This is a genomic window from Pantoea sp. VS1 (assembly GCF_002207995.1).
GTDB classification, from domain to species: domain Bacteria; phylum Pseudomonadota; class Gammaproteobacteria; order Enterobacterales; family Enterobacteriaceae; genus Pantoea; species Pantoea dispersa.
Genome location: NZ_NHZE01000040.1, coordinates 198,685 through 219,655, shown reverse-complemented (window position 1 = coordinate 219,655; position 20,971 = coordinate 198,685). Strand labels below are relative to the sequence as shown.

The window sequence follows — 20,971 nt, the reverse complement described above, 5'->3', positions numbered from 1 at the left end:
GTTTAATGGCTTGCCGGAGCGGAATTACTCCAGTTCAGCCATCAGTTTGACCAGATGCTCAACCGCCTGCTGCTCGTCTTCACCTTCTGCAGAAAGCGTAACAACCGTACCCTGAGTCAGACCCAGAGTCTGCAGTTTGAACAGGCTTTTCGCGCTGGCAGATTTGCCGTTAGAAGTAACGGTGATTTCAGACTGGAAAGCCTTTGCTTCTTTCACGAACTGAGCTGCAGGACGGGTATGGAGGCCGTTAGGTGCGGTAATGGTAACTTCTTGCTGGAACATTCTATTTCCCCAACTTTATCAGGTTTGGTGTTATGGATCTAAAGTCTAGCCTGGAGCCGTAACTTTAGCCTGTGTAGGTGCGCTGGTACGGCATCACGCTGACCAAAAAATGCGCTTGAATGAAAAAGTCATTTTTTTCGATGACGGATCAAAACTGCTGCAATACGTCACTCTGCTGATTATGCCGTGATTCGCCGTTTCACCAAATCAGTAAATCGATTCAGCTTGATCCACTTCAAAGGCAGATTAATTTCAGGCACCGAAATAATTGGCTGCTTAAATACCAGAGCCGCATCACTGAAATCAATCTGCCCGGTGGTAAAAGTGAGATCTGCGCCACAAAAAAGCACCCATTTGGGTGCTTTTTTCATCATTTTCAGACTCTGTCGTTTACTGTTGCAGCTCTTTTTCGGTGAACAGATCGGCAAACAGTGCGGTACTGAGATAGCGTTCGCCGGAAGAGGGCAGAATCACCACGATATTTTTATTGGCGAAGGCTTCATCTTCCTGCAGCTTAAGGGCCGCCGCCACCGCTGCACCGGAAGAGATACCGGCCAGAATGCCTTCCTCTTCCATCAGCTGACGCGCGGTGCTGATCGCTTCTTCATTGGTGATGGCCACCACGCGGTCAATCAGTTTCAGGTCAAGGTTGCCCGGAATAAAACCGGCACCGATGCCCTGGATCTTGTGCGGGCCCGGTTTGATCTCTTCTCCCGCCAGCGCCTGTGCGATGACCGGGGAATCCGTAGGCTCAACGGCCACGGTGATCAAATCCTGCTTGCCTCTGGTGTTCTTGATGTAGCGGCTCACGCCGGTCAGCGTACCACCGGTGCCCACGCCGGCAATGAAGACGTCTACGGCGCCGTCAGTGTCTTCCCAGATCTCCGGGCCAGTGGTCTTTTCGTGAATTTCCGGGTTGGCCGGGTTGCTGAACTGCTGCAGCAGCACATATTTGTCCGGATCGCTGGCAACAATCTCTTCTGCTTTAGCGATGGCGCCCTTCATGCCTTTTGGCCCTTCGGTCAGCACCAGATTGGCGCCCAGCGCTTTCAGCAGCTTGCGACGTTCAATCGACATGGTCTCAGGCATGGTCAGCGTCAGCTTGTAGCCGCGCGCAGCGGCGACATAGGCCAGCGCAATGCCGGTGTTGCCGCTGGTTGGCTCTACCAGCTCAACGCCCGGTTTCAGAATACCGCGTTTTTCTGCGTCCCAAATCATATTGGCACCGATACGGCATTTAACGCTGAAGCTCGGGTTACGCGACTCGACCTTCGCCAGAATGCGTCCATTACCGATGCGGTTCAGTCGAACCAGCGGCGTATGACCAATTGTCAGAGAGTTGTCTTCATAGATCTTACTCATAGCCCGTCCTTAACTGTATGAAATATTGGGAACCCTCAGAGCATACCTGTTCTGACCCCCGGCGGAAGGAAAGAAATCGTATATCTATATAGCCTGCGACCATAAGCCTGATGCAAAAATGCATAAGGCTTTTTGATGCATTATAGATGACGCGCATGCTGGCTGCGGTAGCGATCGACCCACATGGCGGTCGCGCCGCATACCGCGACCGGCATGATGGCGAGATTGAGGATCGGAATCATGGTGAACAGACTGACCAGCGCGCCAAACTGCATATTGGCGGTTTTATGCTGACGCAGCGCGTTACGCATCTGATGAAAACTGACTTTGTGGTTGTCGAACGGATAGTCGCAATACTGTATTGATAGCATCCAGGCGCTAAACAGAAACCACAACACCGGCGCCACGGTCTGGCCAAAGCCGGGGATAAAATAGAGCAGCAGCAGGCCCAGTGCGCGCGGAAAATAGTAGCCGAGCTTCTGTAACTCGCGCTTCATGATGCGCGGGATGTCTTTCATCATGCCGAGCCAGCCACTGTCCGGCAGGGGTTTTCCGGTCAGACGCCCTTCCAGCTGCTCCGCCAGCAGGCCGCAAAACGGCGCGGCAATCCAGTTGGCGATGGTGGAGAAGAAATAGCTGAATACCAGCACAATCGAAATCACCGCCAGCGGCCACAGCAGATAGCTCAGCCACTGCAGCCAGTCCGGCACGTGCGACATCAGCCGGGGAATCCACTGGCCGAGGCGCTGAAACAGCCAGATAAACGCACCGCCCAGCAGCACAATGTTTACCAGCAGCGGGATGATGACGTAGCGGCGGATACCGGGCAGACGCACCAGTTTCCAGCCCTGGGCAAAATAATGAATACCATTCATGGATGAGACGGAATTCTCAGCGGGCATAGCGAGCCTTTCTCCTTTATGTAGCGGCGCCAACATCATAACCTGGCTTTTTATCGGTGACAGGCGCACTTTGCGCGAAAAAACAGCAAAAAAGCGTGGGGCAGCTATCTTATTTGTCAGAAAATACTGCACAGACTTGCACTTGTGTAGCTGGGCAAATACAGTTAGAGGATAAAGTTTGCCGTGGTGGCAAGGTATTGGAACAACAGAGAATACAATGATGCAGGATTTGCGTCTGATATTAATCGTTGTTGGCGCGATCGCCATAATAGCGCTGCTTCTTCACGGACTGTGGACCAGCCGTAAAGAGCGCTCTTCCGTGTTTCGCGATCGCCCGCACAAACGTCTGAAACAGCGTGAAGAAGCGGATGACGATGATCTGCTGAACAGCGAAGACGATGGCGTCGGCGAAGTACGCGTGCGTCGTCAGCGTGATGCCGAAGACGAGCCGCAGTTCGATGCGCCGGTCACCAAACCTGCTGCTCCGCGTGCGCCGGAACCGGTGCGTCAGCCGTTCCCACGCCAGGAAACGCCGTTAAGCGGCGATCCGCTGCTGGACGATGAGCCGGTACGTCAGCCTGCACCTGCGCCACAACCGCAGGCGCCGGTGGCGCAGCCCGTGCCACAGCCACAACCGATTCAGGCCGATCCGCTGCTGGATAATGAACCGCTGTCCGCCACCCAGCCGGCACCGGAGTTTACCGCCGCCGAGCCGGAGGTTAAACAACCTGAACCTGCGCCTGTGCAGGAAGCTGCACCGCAACCGCAGCCCGCTGCGCCGGGCAGTAAAAAAGAAGCGGTGCTGGTGTTGCACGTTGCCGCGCATGCCGGTGGCGCACTGAACGGTGAAGCGCTGCTGCAGGGCATTCTGCAGGCCGGCTTCCAGTTTGGTGAAATGAACATTTTCCATCGCCATCTCAGCCCGGCCGGCAGCGGTCCGGTGCTGTTCAGCCTGGCAAACATGGTCAAACCGGGTTCGTTCAATCCGGATGAAATGGGCGATTTCACCACGCCGGGCGTCTCAATCTTTATGATGGTGCCGTCCTACGGTGACGCCAATCAGAACTTTAAGCTGATGCTGCAATCGGCACAGCGCATCGCCGATGATGTCGGTGGCGTGGTGCTGGATGATGAGCGTCGCATGATGACACCACAAAAGCTGGAAACCTATAAAGCACGCATCCGCGAGGTTATTGGCTAAGCGCCGCCAGCAGTATCACCCTTTAACTAAATAACCCCCGCTTGCCGGGGGTTTTTTATCGGACGAGAGAATATGACATCGGTTCAGGAGCAGATCACCGCGCTGCGCACCACGTTACGCCACCACGAATACCTCTATCACGTGATGGATACGCCGGAAATCCCGGATGCAGAATATGACCGATTGATGCGCGAACTGCGTGAGCTGGAGAGTGCACATCCCGATTTAATCACCCCGGATTCTCCCACCCAGCGCGTGGGCGCGGCACCGCTTGCCACCTTTGAACAGGTGCGCCACGAAGTGCCGATGCTGTCGCTCGATAACACCTTTGATGAAGCCGGATTTCTTGCCTTCAATAAGCGCGTGCAGGATCGCCTGAAAAGCACTGACGATCTCACCTATTGCTGCGAGCTGAAGCTGGATGGTCTGGCAGTAAGTTTACTGTATGAAAACGGCCTGCTGGTGCGTGCCGCCACGCGCGGCGATGGCACCACCGGCGAAAACATTACGGCGAACGTGCGCACCATTCACGCCATTCCGCTGCGCCTGCACGGCGACAATATTCCGGCGCGGGTAGAAGTGCGCGGCGAAGTATTCATGACCGAAAGCGGCTTTGAGAAGCTGAATGAGGAAGCACGACGCACCGGCGGCAAAGTGTTTGCCAACCCGCGTAATGCGGCGGCCGGCTCGCTGCGCCAGCTCGATCCGCGTATCACCGCGAAACGTCCGCTGACCTTCTTCTGCTACGGCTTTGGCCTGCTGGAGGGCGGCGAAATGCCTGCCAGCCACTGGCAGCGTCTGCAACAGTTTAAGGCCTGGGGATTACCGGTCAGCGATCGGATTCGTCTGGTGCACACCGCGGATGAAGTGCTGGCGTTTTATCGTCAGGTTGAGCAGGACCGTCCGTCACTCGGCTTTGATATTGACGGCGTGGTGATCAAAGTCGATTCGCAGGCGCTGCAGGAGCAACTGGGCTTTGTGGCGCGCGCACCGCGCTGGGCGGTGGCATTCAAGTTCCCGGCGCAGGAGCAGATGACGATCGTGCGCGACGTCGAGTTTCAGGTCGGACGTACCGGCGCGATTACGCCGGTGGCGCGCCTTGAACCGGTGCAGGTCGCGGGCGTGATAGTCAGTAATGCGACGCTGCACAACGCCGATGAAATCGCCCGGCTGGGGCTGCGTATCGGTGACAAAGTGGTGATTCGTCGCGCCGGTGACGTGATTCCGCAGGTGGTCAACGTGGTGGAATCTGAGCGTCCGGCGGATGCGCGCGAGATTGTGTTCCCCAGCCACTGTCCGGTGTGCGGCTCTGACGTAGAGCGTGTGGAAGGCGAAGCCGTAACGCGCTGTACCGGCGGGCTGATTTGCGGCGCGCAGCGCAAAGAGGCGCTGAAGCACTTTGTCTCACGCCGTGCGATGGACGTGGACGGCATGGGCGATAAAATCATCGACCAGCTGGTGGAAAAAGAGTACGTCAAAACCCCGGCCGACCTGTTCCGTCTCACCGCCGGCAAGCTGACCGGACTGGACCGCATGGGGCCCAAATCGGCGCAAAACGTGGTGGACGCGCTGGAAAAAGCCAAATTCACCACGCTGCCGCGCTTCCTGTATGCGCTCGGCATCCGCGAAGTGGGTGAGGCGACGGCGGCCAACCTGGCGAACCACTTTGGCGAGCTGGAAAAGGTCATGAACGCCGATCTCGATGCGCTAATCGCGGTACAGGACGTCGGCAAAGTGGTGGCAGCGCACGTGCGCAACTTCATGGAAGAGGAGAGCAACCGTGAAGTGATCCGCCAGCTGACGGAGGAGGTGGGCGTGCACTGGCCGGCGGTGGTGGTGATCAAAGCCGAAGAGATCGACAGCCCGTTTGCTGGAAAAACCGTGGTACTGACTGGCTCGCTGTCGCAGATGAACCGTGACGATGCCAAAGCGCGGCTGACGGCGCTGGGGGCCAAAGTCAGCGGCAGCGTATCGAAAAAAACCGATCTGCTGATCGCCGGTGAGGCCGCCGGTTCCAAGCTGGCAAAAGCGCAGGAGCTGGGGATTGCGGTGATCGATGAAGCCGAAATGATTCGGTTACTGGGCGCCTGAGATGGATAAGCAGCAGCTGGTTGAGATTGCCAATACCGCGATGCCGTTTGGCAAATACAAAGGGCGGATGCTGATCGATGTGCCGGAAGAGTATCTGCTGTGGTTTGCGCGTAAAAATGAGTTTCCCGCCGGCAAACTGGGTGAGCTGATGCAGCTGACGCTGGCGATCAAAATCGAAGGCTTAGAGGGCTTAGTTAAACCGCTCAAGCGCAGTGAATAAGTGACAGGCCCGCAATTGCGGGCCTGATGTTTTATGACTTCTGCGCTTCAATCTGTTGCTTCGCCAGCTTCTTCTCATTGCCGGCTTTATAGCGCTGGGCAATGAACGAGCACACCATCAGCTGGACCTGATGGAAGATCATTAGCGGCAGGACAATAATCCCCACTGCGCTGGCCGGGAACAGGATGTTGGCCATTGGTACACCGTTTGCCAGGCTCTTTTTCGAGCCGCAAAACAGCACCACAATCTCATCCGCACGGCTAAAGCCAAACAGCCGGGAAGCGCCAAGGTTGATGGCCAGTGCGACGAACAGAATCAGCAGGCTGCCAGCCAGAATCCACAGCAGGGTATCAACGCCGACGCGATGCCAGATGCCGTTAACCACCGCCTCACTGAACGCCGAATAGACCACCAGCAGAATCGAGGTTTGATCGGTTTTGCCAATCAGGCTGCGATGCTTCTCCACCCAGCCACCAATCCAGCGGCGTGCCAGGTGGCCCAGCACAAAGGGCACCAGGAGCTGCAGCATGATTTTACCAATCTGCTCCAGACCATTGCCCGGTGCATCGCTGTGCACATTCATCACTAAGTTAACCAGCAGCGGCGAAATAAAGACGCCCAGCAGACTGGAGGCGGAGGCGGCACACACCGCCGCGGCAACGTTACCGCCCGCCATGGAGGTGAAAGCAATCGCGGACTGCACCGTCGCCGGCAGGATACACAGGTAGAGGAAACCGGTGTAAATCTCCGCGCCGACGTTGACCGGATGCCACCACACCAGCAGCAGGCCAAGGATCGGGAAAATCACGAACGTGCTGCACATAATCCACAGATGCAGCCGCCAGTGGCTGCTACCAGCGATGATCTTCTCACGCGACAGTTTGGCACCGTGCATGAAGAACAGCAGGGCGATGGCCGCAGTGGTCAGGTATTCGAAGAAATCGACAAACCCGCCTTTGGCCGGAAAGAAGCTGGCCAGCAGCACGGTGATGATGAGTTTGACCATCATCGGGTCAAGTCGTAAAAAGCCCATTGTTACAATCCGGTTAAATGTAATAAATGATGCTGCTGATTGTGCGTCAGACGCGTTTAGAAATAAAATTGATTTATTGCATTAATCTATGAGCGTAATCGATGAATTACACCTTACGACAGCTGCGCACCTTTGTGGCGGTGGCGCAGCACGGCAGTTTCAGCCAGGCAGGGCAGGCGATTGGGCTGAGCCAGTCGGCGGTCAGTCATAGCATTAAAGAGCTGGAAGCGGAGATGGGCGTAAGGCTGCTGGATCGCACCACGCGCGAGGTGTTACTGAGCGAAGCCGGACAGCAACTGGCAACGCGGCTGGAACGACTGCTGGAGGAGCTCAATACCACGCTGCTCGATGTGCGCAGCTATGGCGAGCAGCGCAGCGGCACGGTGCGCGTGGCGGCCAGCCAGACGCCCTCGGCGCATCTTATGCCGCAATGTCTGGCCAGCAGCCAGCTGCGCTACCCCGACATTCGGGTGATTCTGCACGACCGCGTGCAGCAGTGGGTATTGCAGAGCGTGCGCAATGCGGAAGTCGATTTTGGCATCGTCATCGGTCCGCTGCAGGATGCGGATTTCGATAGCGAGGAGATTCTGCAGGAGCCGTTTTTACTGTTGTGCCATCAGGATGATGCGCTGGCGCAGGTGCCGCAGGCCCAGTGGTCAATGCTGGCTGGTCGCGCTATGGTGCTGCAGGATTACGCGTCGGGCAGCCGATTGCTGGTCGATGCCGCATTGCAGCGGCTGGCGCTGAACGTGCAGGTGGTGCAGGAGATTGGCCATCCGGCCACGCTTTATCCGATGGTGGAAGCGGGCATTGGCATCAGTATCTTACCGGCACTGGCGCTGCCGCTGCCGTCCGGACGTAAGCTGACGGTGCGCCGGCTCTATCCGGAGATCAATCGCAGCCTGATGCTGATTAAACGCAAAAACCGGTCACTTACGCCGGCAGCGGAGGCTATCTGGCAGGAAGTGCGTCAGCAGGCGGCGCTGCTGACGCAGGATCGCGCGCTTAATCCGGCGTTTTAAACATAAACGTCAAGTTGGTTGCTGTCGGTTGGGCGGTTGATGCCATCCGCTTTCACTGCAGTAACCTCCTGTTTCTCCTGCTTCTGCTCCGCTTTCTCCTTTTCCTGCTTCTGCAACTGCTGGATTTGCGCCTGCAGCAGCTGAATCTGCGCGTTAATCGTCTCCTGCTTATCCTTTCTTTGCTTCTCGGTCAGGCTTTTGTCCTTCGCGATGTCTTTCAGTTCATCGTTCAGGCTGGCGATTTGTTTGGTCAGGCTGGCGATTTTCGAGGCGCTATCGCTACTGCCGGATGCGCTTCCGGATCCCGAAGTACTGCTGCTGCCAATATTGGTATTGGTCGAAATGGTGGTCATCACGTTCTCCTTGCAAATGTGCCCTTTCGTTATCGGAACGTAGCCGCTGCGGCTTGAGGGTGAGAGGTGTTAAATTTGCGAAAAGGTTTCGTCAGGAACGAGGGCGGAAGGGGATAGAGCGGGCACGGCCTCAGGCAGAGCGGGTTCTTTCTTCACAGCTGAAGCGAAAAGGCGCCCTGAGAATGTAAGCGCGGTCAGATAAGGCAACCGCAAGTCGCACACCATTTGTAGCGGCGCGATTCATCGCGCAATAAATTGCGCTGCTACCAAATGTGCAACCGTGGTTGAATGCAGTTTCAGCTTAACTGGCAGCCTGGGGGAACGTGAAGAAACGAAAAAAGCGCCCTAAGGACGTAAGAGCAACCAGGTAAGGCAACCGCAAATCGCACACCATTTGTAGCGGCGCGATTCATCGCGCAATAAATTGCGCCGCTACCAAACTTGCAACCGTGGTTGAACGCAGTTGCAGCTTAACTGGCAGCCTGGGGGGAACGTGAAGAAACGAAAAAAGCGCCCTGAGGGCGCTCTTTTCTGGATTTGGTGGGTCGTGCAGGATATGCCTCGGCCCATCCGGGGCCTCGCCCTGCGGGTGATGCTGGCGCATCAGCCTGAATCGCTCCCGGCGATTCAGTCGAACCTGCAGCAGGTTCTCATCCTGCACGTTCAGCATCGGCGCACAGAAACGAAAAAAGCGCCCTGAGGGCGCTTTTTTCTGAATTTGGTGGGTCGTGCAGGATTCGAACCTGCGACCAATTGATTAAAAGTCAACTGCTCTACCAACTGAGCTAACGACCCGAAGTGGTGGGTGATGACGGGCTCGAACCGCCGACCCCCTCCTTGTAAGGGAGATGCTCTACCAACTGAGCTAATCACCCACTTCGGTACTGCTTAACAAGAGTGTCATCTGACTAAGATATGGTGGGTGATGACGGGCTCGAACCGCCGACCCCCTCCTTGTAAGGGAGATGCTCTACCAACTGAGCTAATCACCCATATCTTATCTCTTGTTCACTGCGGGCCATCTCATTAAGAGTGGTGGGTGATGACGGGCTCGAACCGCCGACCCCCTCCTTGTAAGGGAGATGCTCTACCAACTGAGCTAATCACCCCCGCTGTGTGGAGTCGCATTATAGGGATCCTTCGAAGTGAGTCAACGCTTTTTAAAACATAAATGTGCGTTCGCTTTAAATTTAGACATCATGCAGCGCTTTTAGCCAATGTGCTGGTTTTATTAGCAGAAAAACGCACTTCTGCCCGCGCCGCCAGCGTGACAGTGATTGAGGAATCAGCCTCACCTGCTAGAATATGCGCACTGTTTTTCCGCGTTAACCCGTTTTTTTGTCATCCAGACAACGAAACCTGCGCATTTAAGGCAATGCTGAATGAAAATCAAAACTCGCTTCGCACCCAGCCCGACGGGCTACCTGCACGTCGGTGGTGCGCGTACTGCGCTTTACTCATGGCTTTATGCTCGCCATAACCAGGGCGAATTCGTCCTGCGTATCGAAGATACCGACCTGGAGCGCTCCACGCCGGAAGCGATCGAAGCCATTATGGATGGGATGAACTGGCTGAATCTCGACTGGGATGAGGGCCCGTACTACCAGACCAAACGTTTCGACCGTTATAACGACGTTATCGACGAAATGCTGGAAGCCGGTACTGCTTATAAATGCTATTGCTCGAAAGAGCGTCTGGACGCGCTGCGTGAAGAGCAGATGGAAAAAGGCGAGAAGCCCCGTTATGACGGCCGCTGCCGCGACAGCCATGAACATCATGCTGCCGATGAGCCGTGCGTGGTGCGCTTCCGCAACCCGCAGGACGGTTCGGTAATTTTTGACGATCAGATTCGTGGTCCGATCGAATTCAGCAACCAGGAACTGGATGATCTGATCATCCGCCGTACCGACGGTTCACCAACCTACAACTTCTGTGTGGTGGTCGACGACTGGGATATGGGCATCACGCACGTTATTCGTGGTGAAGACCATATCAACAACACGCCGCGTCAGATCAACATCCTGAAAGCGATTGGTGCGGAAGTGCCAACTTACGCGCACGTATCCATGATCCTCGGCGATGACGGTAAAAAGCTGTCCAAGCGTCACGGCGCGGTGGGCGTCATGCAGTATCGCGACGACGGCTACCTGCCGGAAGCGCTGCTTAATTATCTGGTGCGCCTCGGCTGGTCACATGGCGATCAGGAGATTTTCAGCGTGGCGGAAATGACTGAACTGTTCACCCTCGATGCGGTGAGCAAATCGGCCAGCGCCTTCAACACCGAGAAACTGCAGTGGCTCAACCATCACTACATTAATACGCTGCCGCCGGAATATGTCGCGACCCAGCTGCAGTGGCACATCGAGCAGCAGAATATCGATACCCGCACCGGACCGGAGCTGGCGAAGCTGGTGACGCTGCTGGGCGAGCGCTGCAAAACGCTGGTCGAAATCGCCGCGTCCTGCCGCTACTTCTATGAAGAGTTTGACGCGTTTGATGCGGATGCAGCGAAAAAGCATCTGCGTCCGGTGGCGCGTCAGCCGCTGGAAGTGGTGCGCGACAAGCTGGCGGCCATCAGCGACAGCGACTGGAATGCGGAAAACGTGCATCACGCCATTCAGGCTGCTGCGGATCAACTTGAGCTCGGCATGGGCAAAGTCGGTATGCCGCTGCGCGTTGCCGTAACCGGTGCCGGTCAGTCGCCTGGACTCGACGTGACGGTGGAAGCCATCGGCCGCGGCCGCAGCGTGGCGCGTATCGAAAAAGCGCTGGCGTTTATCGCGGAGCGTGAAGCACAGGCCTGATTGAGCTGAACAGCGGCCTGTCAGGCTGCTGTGATGAGGCAGGCAACAAAAAAGCCGGAAGCATCTCACTGCTTCCGGCTTTTCTATTCTTCCTGGATTCCTAACCGCTGTAATACGCCCCTGATCCCTTCCCGCAATAACAGCGCCGCCAGTTGTTCCTGTTCGGTGGCCGTCATTTGCTGGACAGAATTTATTAATAACGCAGGTAACGTATTTTGCTGAGCGCCGTAATTCGCCGCCGGTTCGTTTGCATGGCGGGTGGACTGAATGAAGCTTTTGACACGCTCATCAATGTGGATTAATCGCGCCTTACCGCCCTGTACACCGGGCTTGGGCGTGGTCGTCCAGTTTTCACGCTTGATCCATTTATTCACCGTCTGCCGACTGTAGCCCGTTTCCAGCGCGAGCTCTTCGGGAGTGAGCCATTCCTTTTTCACGATGCTGTCCCTGTTAAATACATTAGCTCTACATATTACAACAAAACGTTACGGGGAAAAGTAATCAAGGCAGAAAATGCCTTTTGCTGTGCGACAAAAGGCAAAATCGGTTTACTGCGCTTCGCTGACCGCCGCCTGTGCCGGACGGAAGGCGAGGAAATAGGTGAGGCCGACAAAGATCGCACCGCCCACACCATTGCCTAAAAATACCGCAACCACGTTAGGTGCAAATTCTGCCCAGCTCATCTGACCGGCAAAAATTGCGGCAGGCACGATAAACATGTTGGCCACCACGTGCTGGAAACCGATTGCCACGAAGGCCATCACCGGGAACCACATGCCGAAGATTTTGCCGACCATATCTTTACTGGCGAAGGCCAGCCATACGGCCAGGCACACCAGCCAGTTGCAGCCGATGCCGGAGATGAACGCGTGCATGAAATCGGCGTTCACTTTGGCATGGGCGATCGCCACGGTTTTCTTCAGATAGTCGCCTTCGGTCATGCCGAGCAGATGGCCGAAGAACCATGCTACCGCAACGCTGCCAATAAAATTGGCGATGGTGACCCAAAACCAGTTACGCAGCACGCTGAAACCACTAATGCGGCGCGCGAACCAGGCAATGGGCAGGGTCATCATGTTGCCGGTCAGCAGCTCGCCGCCCGCCAGCACGGTCAGAATCAGTCCGACCGGGAATACCGCCGCACCGAGGAAGCCGGCAAACGAGCCCCATTCAGCAGGCAGCTGGTTAATAACGTGCAGATCGAGCAGGAAGCCGGTGGCGATAAACGCGCCAGCCATAAAGCCAAGAATCAATAAGGTGGAAACCGGCAGACGGCTTTTAGCCACGCCGGCCTGAATCGCCAGTTGCGCGATCTCTTTAGGTGTATGCAGCGACATAGTTCACTTTTCTTTTATTAAACAAGGAGGACGTGCTGGCCGGTTAGCGAGTGAATACCCTGGACGGCTAACCGGTTAATTAGCGCGCTAAGTTTTACACGCACCATTAACGAAAACAAGCCTGACGCTAACATCTTTAACCTAAAGTTAACCTCGGCGTGGCGCACCGTTGAGGCGGCGTTGAGATAACGGCTGAGGGCAGGGATGATGAGTACGCGCTGCGCTGAAAAAAAAGCCACGGCGACACAGGGTTGCCGCCTTTTTCAGCGATCGCACGCAGAACGAGAATTTGCCGTTGACACTCAAACAGCGGTCTCATATTATGCCGTCCGTCGAGGTAACTCGGCGGTTTTTTCGGTACGGGGCTATAGCTCAGCTGGGAGAGCGCTTGCATGGCATGCAAGAGGTCAGCGGTTCGATCCCGCTTAGCTCCACCAAACCGCTCCCAACGGTTTGCACTGAAAAAACGAATTCCAGATGTGGGGGTATAGCTCAGCTGGGAGAGCGCTTGCATGGCATGCAAGAGGTCAGCGGTTCGATCCCGCTTATCTCCACCAATTCTCTGTTCGTTCAGAACAAACGTATTCAAAACCCGATAATAATACTGCCGTTTGCGCAGTGTGACGTTGCATTCGCCGACTGGCTGCGCGCAATGGCGCTGACCTGCAGCGCCTTTCCGTGTTAAACCGTCACGGCCTGTGGCTGCAGCTGCAGCACACGAAAACCGTGGGTACCGTCGCGATCCAGTTGCGCCACCAGACCATATTCCCAGTCGAGATAGGCCTGCATCACGTCCGGTTCAATATCGGTGCCTTCGTACGGGCGGCGATAACGATCGATGGGCGGCGAGAGCAGGCGCTGCTCGCCCTGTTCGGTGGGCAGACCGGCGGCGCGCCAGGCTGCATTGCCTCCCGCCAGCACCCGCACCGGTTTGCCGGTCAGCGTGACAATTTGCTCCACGGCATACCTGGCCAGCAGACTGCTGCCGCAGGTCAGCACATAGCGGCCAGCATCGGGCAGTAGTGCCTTGCCCTGCTGCTGCAGGGTGGAACGCAGCAGCCAGGCCGCCCCGGGAATATGGCTGTTGCGGTAATTGGCGAGCGTGGTGAAATCCAGCACCTGCGTGTCGCCAGCCGCCAGCCACTCGGCCAGCTGCGCGGGGGAGATCGATTCCGGCGCAGCAACCGGCGCGACCTGCGGCTGCCAGCTGCCGACAGCGCTGAAATCGCTGGCCTGCAATGCGTCAAGTACTGCCACCTGCCAGCCAAGCTGCGCCAGCCAGGAGCCGGTCATATTGGCGCGGACACCATCATCATCCACCAGCACGATACGCGCACCGCGCACGCTGGCGTAATGATCGGTCTCCTGTACCAGCTGGCCGCCCGCCACGTGGCGGCTGCCCGGCAGATGACCGGCGGCGTACTCTTCGGCATCACGCACGTCAAACAGGTAAGTGGTGCGTGCTTCCTGCTGCCAGCGCGTCAGCGTCGCCAGAGGAATGCGTGTCACACCAGCGCGATCGGCAATGGCGCGTGCCTGGCTCGCGGCCTGACGTTGCGCGGTTTCGCTGGCGTTGCCATAGCGGCGGCTCTGCCCATGCTCCAGCGCATGACCGGCCAGCGTCCAGCCAATGGTGCCGTTGCGCAGCGCGAATACCGGATTACGAATACCGGCATTGACCAGCGACTGCGTGCCAATAATGCTGCGCGTGCGTCCGGCGCAATTCACAATCACCGTGGTGCGCGGTGAGGGGGCTATATCGCGCACGCGCAGCACCAGTTCGCCGCCGGGTACGCTGGTGGCGCCCGGAATGCTCATGGTGTGATATTCATCAAAGCGCCGCGCATCCAGCACCACCACGTCGGCATCATTGCTAATCAGCGTCTGTACCTCATCGGCGGAGAGCGAAGGCGTGCGGGCATGATGTTCCACCAGTTCGCCAAACGCTTTGCTGGGTGAATTAACATCGATAAACAGCTCGCCGCCAGCCGCCTGCCAGCCGGCTAAATCATCGGCCAGTAGCGTGACCTGCTGATAACCCAGCGCGGCGAGACGTTCAGCGGCGGTCTGCGCCAGGCCTTCGCCGTTGTCATACAGCGTAATGGCGGTGTGACGTTGAGGAATGCGGTCCAGCAGCTCCAGCTCCAGCTTTGACAGCGGAATGTTGACGGCAAACAGCGGGTGCCCGGTGGCAAACAGCGCCTCATCACGCACGTCAATGAGCGCCACTTCCTGTTGCTGACGCAGTGCTGTCAGCAGTTCCGCCGCCTGGCGAAACGGGAAAACCGGTTTAGTCATGTGAAAGATCCCAAATGTTAGGTAGATAACGGTTGCTGTAGCCGGAAATAAAGCGTTTTTCGTGGCCGTCGGCGGTGTAGACCGCGCGCTCAACCGCGCCGATATTCGCGCCATATACGTGGATACTGACAGAGACGCGATCGTCAAAGGCGTTGCTGACGCGATGGATATCACCGACCGTCGGCGACACCGCCTCCACGCTGCCGGGTTCAAGCCGCACCGGCGCACCTTCTGCCTGTAAACCGTGCGGGCCCGGCTGCCACGATTGTGAAATCTCGGCACCGCGCAGCATGCCAATCAGGCCCCAGACGCGGTGATCGTGAATCGGCGTCTGCTGACCCGGCCCCCAGACAAAACTCACCACGGAAAAGCGCTGCTGCGCATCGGCATACAGCAGATATTGCTGATAGTGCTGCGGATGGGGCTGGGTAAACGCCTCATCCAGCCAGTCATCGTGGCGAATCAGTTCAGCCAGCCAGCCGCTGCCCTGCCGCAAAAGGGTCGCTTCGTCCGGCTGGCTGTCGAGCAGGGTGGCCAGCCGGGCGACGAAGGTGCGCAGGCGATGGTGCTGATAATCACTCATGATTTGTCTCCGGGCGCGTGCTGGGCGATGCGGTTAGCGGCGGCGGACAGACTGAAGTCAAACGCCTGACTGACATCGACCTGCTTTGGCAACACCTGATAACGATGGAAAAAGTCGGCGGATTTCTGCAGCGTGGCAATCAGGTGCGTGTCAAACACCAGCGGGCGGATGCGCGCATCGTCAATCCAGCTGCGGGTAATGGCGGTGGGCATATTCAGGGTTTGGCTCAGCACGCCGGCGAATTCCTGCGGATGGTGTTGCGCCCAGATTTGCGCCTTCGCCAGTCGCGCCAGCAGGTCGGCAATCGCTGCCCGCTTGCCGGCGTCCTGCAACGCTTCATTGCGGGCCAGCGCGTAAGAGTAACCAGACATAATGCCTTTACCCCCGCCGTCCGGCACGCGCACCGTGCCGTCGATGGCGGTCGAGGTGGCAATATAGGGCTCCCACGGCGCCCAGGCCGCGACCGCACCGGACGTCAGCGCTGCGCGGCCATCCACCGGTCCAAGGAAGCGCAGCGTGACATCCTGCGGCGTCAGGCCAGCGCGCTCCAGCAAGCCAAGCAGCAGATAGTGTCCCCAGCCGCCGCGGTTGACCGCGATCTGCTTACCTTTTAAATCCTGCAGCCGGTGAATGCCGGCGTCGGGGCGGGTCAGCAGGGCAATGCTGTCCGGATTATTCTGCCAGGCACCCACGGCTTTCACCGGCGCGCCTGCCGCATAGACAAACAGAAACGGCAAATCACCGGTAAAGCCAACATCGAGCGCCCCGGCATTGAGCGCTTCCTGCACCGGCGCGCCGGAGTCAAAAGCGGTGAGCTTAAGATCGTAAGGCAGATTGTTCAGTTCGCCCGAAGCTTTCAGGGCGGCAAAACGATCGCCTTTCACATCGCCGAGGCGCAGCGTGACTTTATCGGCCGCCAGTAGCGGCTGGAGTGACGCGAGGGCCAGCGCAACACCGGCAAACAGAGCGGCGAGACGCATCAGGCGCTCCTTTTTTCAGTTGCGCTGAGCGCAGCCACTTTTTCACGCGTCAGCGGCAGCAGTTCACGGCCGTATTCCACCGCATCATTCAGCGGGTCAAATCCGCGGATCAGCACGCTATGAATGCCGAGGCGATAATAATCCAGCAGCGCCTCAGAAACCTGATCCGGCGTGCCGACCAGCGCGGTGGAGTTGTAGCCGCCCTGCACCAGTTTTGCCACGCCGGTCCACAACACTTTGTCGTGGCGTTCGCTCTCATGCGCCGCCGCCAGCAGACGCTGCGCACCGACACTCTGCGGCTTCGGCAAACCAAAGGTATAGCCGGTCTCCGCCAGCTGCTTCTCTGCGGTGGCGCGGATATGTTCGGCGCGCTCCCAGGCTTCTTTTTCGGTGTTACCCAGAATAGGCCGGAAGGAGATGTTAAACGCAATCTGGCGCCCCTGCGCGGCCGCCGCCGCACGCACGTTACGTACCGTCTCGGCCGCGCCTTTTAACGGTTCGCCCCACAGCGCGAAGACATCAGCATGCCGCGCCGCCACGTCAATCGCCTCCGGTGACGATCCGCCGAAATAGATCGGCAGCTTATGTTGCAGCGGTTTAATGGCAGAGAAAGCCTGCTCAGCCTGGTAAAACCGGCCCTGATGATCGTAAGGCTGTGGCGACTCAAGGCTCTGTTTCAGCACGCTGAGAAATTCGTCGGTGCGCGCATAGCGTTCAGCCTTGCTGAGAAAATCACCGTCGCGGCGCTGTTCGCTGTCGCTGCCGCCGCTGATAATATGCACGGCCAGGCGGCCGTCGGTGAGATGGTCGAGCGAAGCCAGCTTGCGGGCCGCCAGCGTGGGCGCGACAAACCCCGGACGGTGCGCCAGCAGGAATTTAATCTTCTGGGTATGCGCCGCTGCGTGAGCGGTGACCAGAAAGCCATCGGGTTGATCGGACCAGTAGCCGACAAGGATGCGGTCGAAGCCGGCCGCTTCATGGGCGCGGGCAAAGCGGGCAATGTAATCTTTATCGAACAACGTGCCGGACGCGGGAATGATTTCTGAGGCAAGCCGGTGGCCAATCATGCCGAGGAACTGAATGCTCATGCGATTCTCCTGAGGTGAGGTCAGAAGGAAAAGCTACGGGCGCAGACGGCAACAACGGAAATTCGATATTGTGCAAAGGGTTTGCGGGAAACGGTGAAGCAGGGCGTGACGCGGCGGCAGGCTGACTGGCGCGGGATATAACGCTTAGGTATATAAAAGAAGAGAAGGGCGAGCCGCAGCCCGCCCTGTAGATCAGAAGCCCAGCACCAGACCGGCGATGGCGGCGGAAAGCACGCTCACCAGCGTCGAGCCGTACAGCAGTTTCAGGCCGAAACGTGATACCACGTTACCCTGCTCTTCATGCAGACCTTTGATCGCGCCTGCGACAATGCCGATGGAGGAGAAGTTGGCGAAGGAGACCAGGAACACCGACAGAATGCCTTCCGCATGCGGCGACAGCTGACCGGCGATTTTCTGCAGGTCCATCATTGCAACGAATTCGTTAGAAACCAGCTTGGTCGCCATGATGCTGCCCACCTGCAGCGCTTCGCTGGATGGTACGCCCATTACCCAGGCAAACGGATAGAACACATAGCCCAGCACGCCCTGGAAGCTGATGCCGAAGATGGTATCAAACAGCGCGTTGAGGCCGGAGATCAGCGCGATAAAGCCAATCAGCATCGCCGCAACGATAATCGCCACCTTGAAACCGGCCAGGATGTATTCACCCAGCATCTCAAAGAAGCTCTGACCTTTATGCAGATCCTGCAGCTGCAGGTCTTCTTCGCTGTCCACGCGGTACGGGTTAATCAGCGACAGCACGATAAAGGTACTGAACATGTTGAGCACCAGCGCGGCCACCACGTACTTTGGCTGCAGCATCGTCATGTATGCACCCACAATCGACATCGACACCGTCGACATCGCGGTGGCTGCCATGGTGTACATGCGGCGCTGTGACATTTTGCCAAGGATATCCTTATAGGCGATAAAGTTTTCTGACTGTCCCAGAATCAGAGAGCTGACGGCGTTAAAGGATTCCAGTTTGCCCATGCCATTGATCTTCGACAGCACGGTACCGATAGCGCGAATCACCCACGGCAGGATGCGGAAATGCTGCAAAATACCGATCAGGGCCGAGATGAAGACGATAGGGCACAAAACATTGAGGAAGAAGAAGGCCAGCCCTTTCTCGTTCATGTTACCGAACACGAAATTGGTGCCTTCTGCTGCATATTTGAGCAGATGATCAAACAGCCCGGCGAAACCTTTAACAAAACCAAGGCCTGCTTCGGAGTTAAGGAAGAACCACGCCAGCAGCACTTCAATCACCAGCAGCTGAACGATATAGCGAATCCGGATACTCTTACGATCGTGACTGACGAGTAACGCCAGCACGGCTACCACCACCAATGCTAAAAGGAAGTGCAAAATATGGGACATATCGGCTCCAAATTTGAGGAGGGTTGTATTTTGCTGCGTATTCTATGTAACGCGTTACTTAAAAACGAGATCAAAACCACAATATAAGTATTCGGTATCGCTTTATTTCTCAGATTAGTCTCACCGCTCACAACCTGTTTACAAATCGATCACAAGAAATATCCACAAAGAGATTGTCTATAATTTGACCCGGGAGTAGAGTGAAACCTGTTGCATAATTTTTAGCAAGCGCTAACTTTACCTTGTGGTATAGCAATGGCTATACTTTATAGCACCATCTATCAATGCGATAACTATAACCAAATTTCACTTGCCTTGAATGCCCCGTAAGCTGGATGGGTCAGACAAGCGTTAGGACAGGGTCAAAACTATGTCAGAAAGTCGCACCGCCGAGCGCGCCGCTCGCGGAGCCAGAAAGATCAAGCTCGCGCTGCTGGGACCGGCCTTCATCGCGGCCATTGGTTATATCGATCCCGGCAACTTTGCCACCAACATCCAGGCGGGGGCCGCGTACGGCTACAAACTGCTGTGGGTGGTGGTGTGGGCCAACATCATGGCGATGTTGATCCAGCTGATGTCCGCCAAGCTGGGCATTGCCACCGGTAAAAACCTCGCCGAGCATATTCGCGATCGCTTCCCGCGCCCGGCGGTGTGGTTCTACTGGGTACAGGCGGAAATCATCGCCATGGCCACCGATCTGGCGGAATTCATCGGGGCTGCGCTCGGCTTTAAGCTGCTGCTCGGCATCTCGCTGCTGCAGGGCGCGGTGTTAACCGGTATCGCCACGTTCCTGATTCTGATGCTGCAGAACCGTGGACAGAAGCCGCTGGAGCTGGTGATTGGCGGGCTGCTGCTGTTTGTCGCCGCCGCTTATATCGTTGAGCTGTTCTTCTCGCAGCCGCGCGTTAGCGATCTGGTGGTGGGCATGGCGCTACCGAGCCTGCCCACTTCGGACGCGGTATTCCTCGCGGCTGGCGTGCTGGGCGCGACCATTATGCCGCACGTCATTTATCTGCACTCGGCGCTCACGCAGTACGGTAATAAAGGCAGCAAGGCGGAGCGCTACTCCTCCACCAAGCTCGACGTGGCGATCGCCATGACCATTGCCGGTTTCGTTAACCTGGCGATGATGGCCACCGCAGCGGCCGCGTTTCACTTTAGCGGTCACACCAGCATTGTCGATCTCGACCAGGCCTATCTGACGCTGCAGCCGCTGCTAGGTCACGCGGCGGCGATTGTGTTCGGGCTGAGTCTGGTAGCGGCCGGCCTCTCTTCTACCGTGGTGGGCACGCTGGCCGGCCAGGTGGTGATGCAGGGCTTTATCCGCTTCCACATTCCGCTGTGGTTCCGTCGTACCATTACCATGCTGCCGTCCTTTATTGTTATCTGGGCGGGCTGGGATCCGACGCGCATTCTGGTGATGAGCCAGGTGCTGCTGAGCTTCGGTATTGCGCTGGCGCTGATTCCGCTGCTGTCGTTCACCGGTAACCGTGACATCATGGGCGATGAACTGGTGAACTCACGCCTGATGCAAAATGCCGGTCGTCTGATTGTGGTGCTGGTGGTGGCACTGAATATCTATCTGCTGGTGGGCGAAGCGCTCGGCTGGTAAGCAAATGACTGAATAAAAAAATCCCGGCTGCGTCTGCGCCGGGATTTTTTTTAATGGTGATGATGGTCGTGGCGGTCATGCCGATCGTGTCGGTGATCGTGACGCCAGTGTTCGCGACGTTCGCGCTCGTGCCAGCGGCGCTCACGTTCACGCTCCCAGGCACGGTGGCGTTTCCACTCTTCGTGACGCCACCAGCGATGATCGTTGTACTGATAGCGATCGTGCCACCAGCGCGGTTCACGCCAGCGACCGCCGTCCCAGTAGTAGCCGCGACGATCGCGATCGCCGAGATGCAACGTGACGCCAGGGGCCAGATTGATGGTAGCGCTACTGGCTTCAGCTGTGTGCAGCGCCAGAGGGGATAACGTTGCCAGCAAAGCGGCAAACAAAATTGCACGTTTCATACTTTCTCCTCATCGA

General features: G+C 57.2%; 20 protein-coding genes, 6 tRNA genes and 1 other RNA gene. 8 read left to right on the top strand and 19 right to left on the bottom strand.

What is annotated here, in order from left to right:
* Window positions 1–24: 24 nt before the first annotated feature.
* The 4 genes from ptsH to cysZ all read right to left on the bottom strand — a co-directional run bounded on the left by ptsH (window position 25) and on the right by cysZ (window position 2,546).
* On the bottom strand, window positions 25–282 hold the full coding sequence (ptsH, locus tag CBW22_RS15285; protein WP_007889063.1) for a phosphocarrier protein Hpr: 258 nt from the start codon (window positions 280–282) through the stop codon (window positions 25–27).
* A 179-nt stretch (window positions 283–461) separates the two neighbouring features.
* Window positions 462–656 (bottom strand): hypothetical protein, encoded by a 195-nt coding sequence (locus tag CBW22_RS15280; RefSeq protein WP_021508082.1) that lies wholly within the window; start codon window positions 654–656, stop codon window positions 462–464.
* 16 nt (window positions 657–672) lie between these two features.
* Complete coding sequence (gene cysK, locus CBW22_RS15275; RefSeq protein WP_088517108.1) at window positions 673–1,644, bottom strand: cysteine synthase A; 972 nt, start codon at window positions 1,642–1,644, stop codon at window positions 673–675.
* Between the two features lie 140 nt (window positions 1,645–1,784).
* Complete coding sequence (gene cysZ, locus CBW22_RS15270; protein WP_088517107.1) at window positions 1,785–2,546, bottom strand: sulfate transporter CysZ; 762 nt, start codon at window positions 2,544–2,546, stop codon at window positions 1,785–1,787.
* A 217-nt stretch (window positions 2,547–2,763) separates the two neighbouring features.
* On the opposite strand from cysZ, the gene zipA reads away from it, so the two are divergent.
* The 3 genes from zipA (at window position 2,764) to CBW22_RS15255 (ending at window position 6,058) form a co-directional block, all read left to right on the top strand.
* Window positions 2,764–3,747, top strand: a complete 984-nt coding sequence (gene zipA / locus CBW22_RS15265; protein WP_058775693.1) for a cell division protein ZipA — start codon at window positions 2,764–2,766, stop codon at window positions 3,745–3,747.
* A gap of 72 nt (window positions 3,748–3,819) precedes the next feature.
* The gene (gene ligA / locus CBW22_RS15260; RefSeq protein WP_088517106.1) at window positions 3,820–5,838 is read left to right on the top strand and encodes an NAD-dependent DNA ligase LigA; all 2,019 of its coding nucleotides are present in this window, start codon (window positions 3,820–3,822) and stop codon (window positions 5,836–5,838) included.
* A gap of 1 nt (window position 5,839) precedes the next feature.
* Complete coding sequence (locus CBW22_RS15255) at window positions 5,840–6,058, top strand: DUF3820 family protein (RefSeq protein WP_088517105.1); 219 nt, start codon at window positions 5,840–5,842, stop codon at window positions 6,056–6,058.
* A gap of 31 nt (window positions 6,059–6,089) precedes the next feature.
* On the opposite strand, the gene CBW22_RS15250 is transcribed toward CBW22_RS15255, so the two are convergent.
* A complete protein-coding gene (locus CBW22_RS15250; protein ID WP_021508088.1) occupies window positions 6,090–7,091 on the bottom strand; it encodes a bile acid:sodium symporter family protein in 1,002 nt (333 codons plus the stop codon).
* A 101-nt stretch (window positions 7,092–7,192) separates the two neighbouring features.
* Here CBW22_RS15250 and CBW22_RS15245 point away from each other — a divergent pair, with 101 nt between their 5' ends.
* On the top strand, window positions 7,193–8,113 hold the full coding sequence (locus tag CBW22_RS15245; RefSeq protein ID WP_021508089.1) for a LysR family transcriptional regulator: 921 nt from the start codon (window positions 7,193–7,195) through the stop codon (window positions 8,111–8,113).
* Here the strand turns inward: CBW22_RS15245 and CBW22_RS15240 are convergent.
* The 6 genes from CBW22_RS15240 to CBW22_RS15215 form a co-directional block, all read right to left on the bottom strand.
* On the bottom strand, window positions 8,110–8,466 hold the full coding sequence (locus tag CBW22_RS15240; protein WP_021508090.1) for a FlxA-like family protein: 357 nt from the start codon (window positions 8,464–8,466) through the stop codon (window positions 8,110–8,112). The genes CBW22_RS15245 and CBW22_RS15240 overlap by 4 nt on opposite strands.
* A 538-nt stretch (window positions 8,467–9,004) precedes the next feature.
* Window positions 9,005–9,141, bottom strand: a non-coding RNA gene (locus tag CBW22_RS15235) — RtT sRNA.
* A 44-nt stretch (window positions 9,142–9,185) separates the two neighbouring features.
* Window positions 9,186–9,261: transfer RNA gene (locus CBW22_RS15230), tRNA-Lys, on the bottom strand.
* Window positions 9,262–9,265: 4 nt separating this feature from the next.
* Window positions 9,266–9,341, bottom strand: a tRNA-Val gene (locus tag CBW22_RS15225).
* 41 nt (window positions 9,342–9,382) lie between these two features.
* Window positions 9,383–9,458: transfer RNA gene (locus CBW22_RS15220), tRNA-Val, on the bottom strand.
* Window positions 9,459–9,499: 41 nt separating this feature from the next.
* A tRNA-Val gene (locus CBW22_RS15215) sits at window positions 9,500–9,575 on the bottom strand.
* A 273-nt stretch (window positions 9,576–9,848) separates the two neighbouring features.
* Between CBW22_RS15215 and gltX the strand changes: the two genes are divergently transcribed.
* Window positions 9,849–11,270 (top strand): glutamate--tRNA ligase, encoded by a 1,422-nt coding sequence (gene gltX, locus CBW22_RS15210; RefSeq protein ID WP_088517104.1) that lies wholly within the window; start codon window positions 9,849–9,851, stop codon window positions 11,268–11,270.
* Between the two features lie 83 nt (window positions 11,271–11,353).
* Here the strand turns inward: gltX and CBW22_RS15205 are convergent, their stop codons facing one another.
* Window positions 11,354–11,707, bottom strand: coding sequence for a YfeC-like transcriptional regulator (locus CBW22_RS15205; protein WP_058758359.1), 354 nt, complete (start codon window positions 11,705–11,707; stop codon window positions 11,354–11,356).
* 111 nt (window positions 11,708–11,818) lie between these two features.
* Window positions 11,819–12,607 carry a formate/nitrite transporter family protein gene (locus CBW22_RS15200; protein ID WP_021508241.1) on the bottom strand — a complete coding sequence of 263 codons (789 nt, stop codon included), beginning with the start codon at window positions 12,605–12,607 and terminating at the stop codon, window positions 11,819–11,821.
* 361 nt (window positions 12,608–12,968) lie between these two features.
* Between CBW22_RS15200 and CBW22_RS15190 the strand changes: the two genes are divergently transcribed.
* Together CBW22_RS15190 and CBW22_RS15185 are read left to right on the top strand one after the other, a co-directional pair.
* Window positions 12,969–13,044: transfer RNA gene (locus CBW22_RS15190), tRNA-Ala, on the top strand.
* 44 nt (window positions 13,045–13,088) lie between these two features.
* Window positions 13,089–13,164: transfer RNA gene (locus CBW22_RS15185), tRNA-Ala, on the top strand.
* A gap of 124 nt (window positions 13,165–13,288) precedes the next feature.
* Here the strand turns inward: CBW22_RS15185 and CBW22_RS15180 are convergent.
* The 5 genes from CBW22_RS15180 to CBW22_RS15160 all read right to left on the bottom strand — a co-directional run bounded on the left by CBW22_RS15180 (window position 13,289) and on the right by CBW22_RS15160 (window position 18,939).
* Entirely contained in the window at window positions 13,289–14,905 is a 1,617-nt protein-coding gene (locus CBW22_RS15180; protein ID WP_088517102.1) for a rhodanese homology domain-containing protein, read from the bottom strand.
* Window positions 14,898–15,488: a cysteine dioxygenase gene (locus CBW22_RS15175; protein WP_088517101.1), complete on the bottom strand. Its 591-nt coding sequence runs from the start codon at window positions 15,486–15,488 to the stop codon at window positions 14,898–14,900. The genes CBW22_RS15180 and CBW22_RS15175 overlap by 8 nt, the downstream gene beginning before the upstream one ends.
* The gene (locus CBW22_RS15170) at window positions 15,485–16,468 is read right to left on the bottom strand and encodes an ABC transporter substrate-binding protein (RefSeq protein WP_088517100.1); all 984 of its coding nucleotides are present in this window, start codon (window positions 16,466–16,468) and stop codon (window positions 15,485–15,487) included. The genes CBW22_RS15175 and CBW22_RS15170 overlap by 4 nt, the downstream gene beginning before the upstream one ends.
* Window positions 16,468–17,556: an LLM class flavin-dependent oxidoreductase gene (locus CBW22_RS15165; protein ID WP_021508245.1), complete on the bottom strand. Its 1,089-nt coding sequence runs from the start codon at window positions 17,554–17,556 to the stop codon at window positions 16,468–16,470. The genes CBW22_RS15170 and CBW22_RS15165 overlap by 1 nt, the downstream gene beginning before the upstream one ends.
* A gap of 192 nt (window positions 17,557–17,748) precedes the next feature.
* Window positions 17,749–18,939, bottom strand: a complete 1,191-nt coding sequence (locus tag CBW22_RS15160; protein WP_031279840.1) for a NupC/NupG family nucleoside CNT transporter — start codon at window positions 18,937–18,939, stop codon at window positions 17,749–17,751.
* A 370-nt stretch (window positions 18,940–19,309) separates the two neighbouring features.
* Here CBW22_RS15160 and CBW22_RS15155 point away from each other — a divergent pair, with 370 nt between their 5' ends.
* Window positions 19,310–20,551: an Nramp family divalent metal transporter gene (locus CBW22_RS15155; RefSeq protein WP_021508247.1), complete on the top strand. Its 1,242-nt coding sequence runs from the start codon at window positions 19,310–19,312 to the stop codon at window positions 20,549–20,551.
* A 50-nt stretch (window positions 20,552–20,601) separates the two neighbouring features.
* Here CBW22_RS15155 and CBW22_RS15150 read toward each other — a convergent pair whose 3' ends face one another.
* On the bottom strand, window positions 20,602–20,955 hold the full coding sequence (locus tag CBW22_RS15150; RefSeq protein ID WP_058758363.1) for a DUF2502 domain-containing protein: 354 nt from the start codon (window positions 20,953–20,955) through the stop codon (window positions 20,602–20,604).
* Window positions 20,956–20,971: the final 16 nt, after the last annotated feature.

Excerpts from the sequence above, each read along its gene's own strand:
- CBW22_RS15175 (WP_088517101.1), bottom strand. The coding sequence starts at position 15,488 with ATGAGTGATTATCAGCACCATCGCCTGCGCACCTTCGTCGCCCGGCTG.
- CBW22_RS15155 (WP_021508247.1), top strand. The coding sequence starts at position 19,310 with ATGTCAGAAAGTCGCACCGCCGAGCGCGCCGCTCGCGGAGCCAGAAAG.
- CBW22_RS15245 (WP_021508089.1), top strand. The coding sequence starts at position 7,193 with ATGAATTACACCTTACGACAGCTGCGCACCTTTGTGGCGGTGGCGCAG.
- gltX (WP_088517104.1), top strand. The coding sequence starts at position 9,849 with ATGAAAATCAAAACTCGCTTCGCACCCAGCCCGACGGGCTACCTGCAC.
- CBW22_RS15240 (WP_021508090.1), bottom strand. The coding sequence starts at position 8,466 with ATGACCACCATTTCGACCAATACCAATATTGGCAGCAGCAGTACTTCG.
- CBW22_RS15255 (WP_088517105.1), top strand. The coding sequence starts at position 5,840 with ATGGATAAGCAGCAGCTGGTTGAGATTGCCAATACCGCGATGCCGTTT.
- cysZ (WP_088517107.1), bottom strand. The coding sequence starts at position 2,546 with ATGCCCGCTGAGAATTCCGTCTCATCCATGAATGGTATTCATTATTTT.
- cysK (WP_088517108.1), bottom strand. The coding sequence starts at position 1,644 with ATGAGTAAGATCTATGAAGACAACTCTCTGACAATTGGTCATACGCCG.
- CBW22_RS15150 (WP_058758363.1), bottom strand. The coding sequence starts at position 20,955 with ATGAAACGTGCAATTTTGTTTGCCGCTTTGCTGGCAACGTTATCCCCT.
- CBW22_RS15170 (WP_088517100.1), bottom strand. The coding sequence starts at position 16,468 with ATGCGTCTCGCCGCTCTGTTTGCCGGTGTTGCGCTGGCCCTCGCGTCA.
- zipA (WP_058775693.1), top strand. The coding sequence starts at position 2,764 with ATGATGCAGGATTTGCGTCTGATATTAATCGTTGTTGGCGCGATCGCC.
- CBW22_RS15200 (WP_021508241.1), bottom strand. The coding sequence starts at position 12,607 with ATGTCGCTGCATACACCTAAAGAGATCGCGCAACTGGCGATTCAGGCC.
- ptsH (WP_007889063.1), bottom strand. The coding sequence starts at position 282 with ATGTTCCAGCAAGAAGTTACCATTACCGCACCTAACGGCCTCCATACC.
- CBW22_RS15165 (WP_021508245.1), bottom strand. The coding sequence starts at position 17,556 with ATGAGCATTCAGTTCCTCGGCATGATTGGCCACCGGCTTGCCTCAGAA.
- CBW22_RS15160 (WP_031279840.1), bottom strand. The coding sequence starts at position 18,939 with ATGTCCCATATTTTGCACTTCCTTTTAGCATTGGTGGTGGTAGCCGTG.
- CBW22_RS15280 (WP_021508082.1), bottom strand. The coding sequence starts at position 656 with ATGATGAAAAAAGCACCCAAATGGGTGCTTTTTTGTGGCGCAGATCTC.
- CBW22_RS15180 (WP_088517102.1), bottom strand. The coding sequence starts at position 14,905 with ATGACTAAACCGGTTTTCCCGTTTCGCCAGGCGGCGGAACTGCTGACA.
- ligA (WP_088517106.1), top strand. The coding sequence starts at position 3,820 with ATGACATCGGTTCAGGAGCAGATCACCGCGCTGCGCACCACGTTACGC.
- CBW22_RS15250 (WP_021508088.1), bottom strand. The coding sequence starts at position 7,091 with ATGGGCTTTTTACGACTTGACCCGATGATGGTCAAACTCATCATCACC.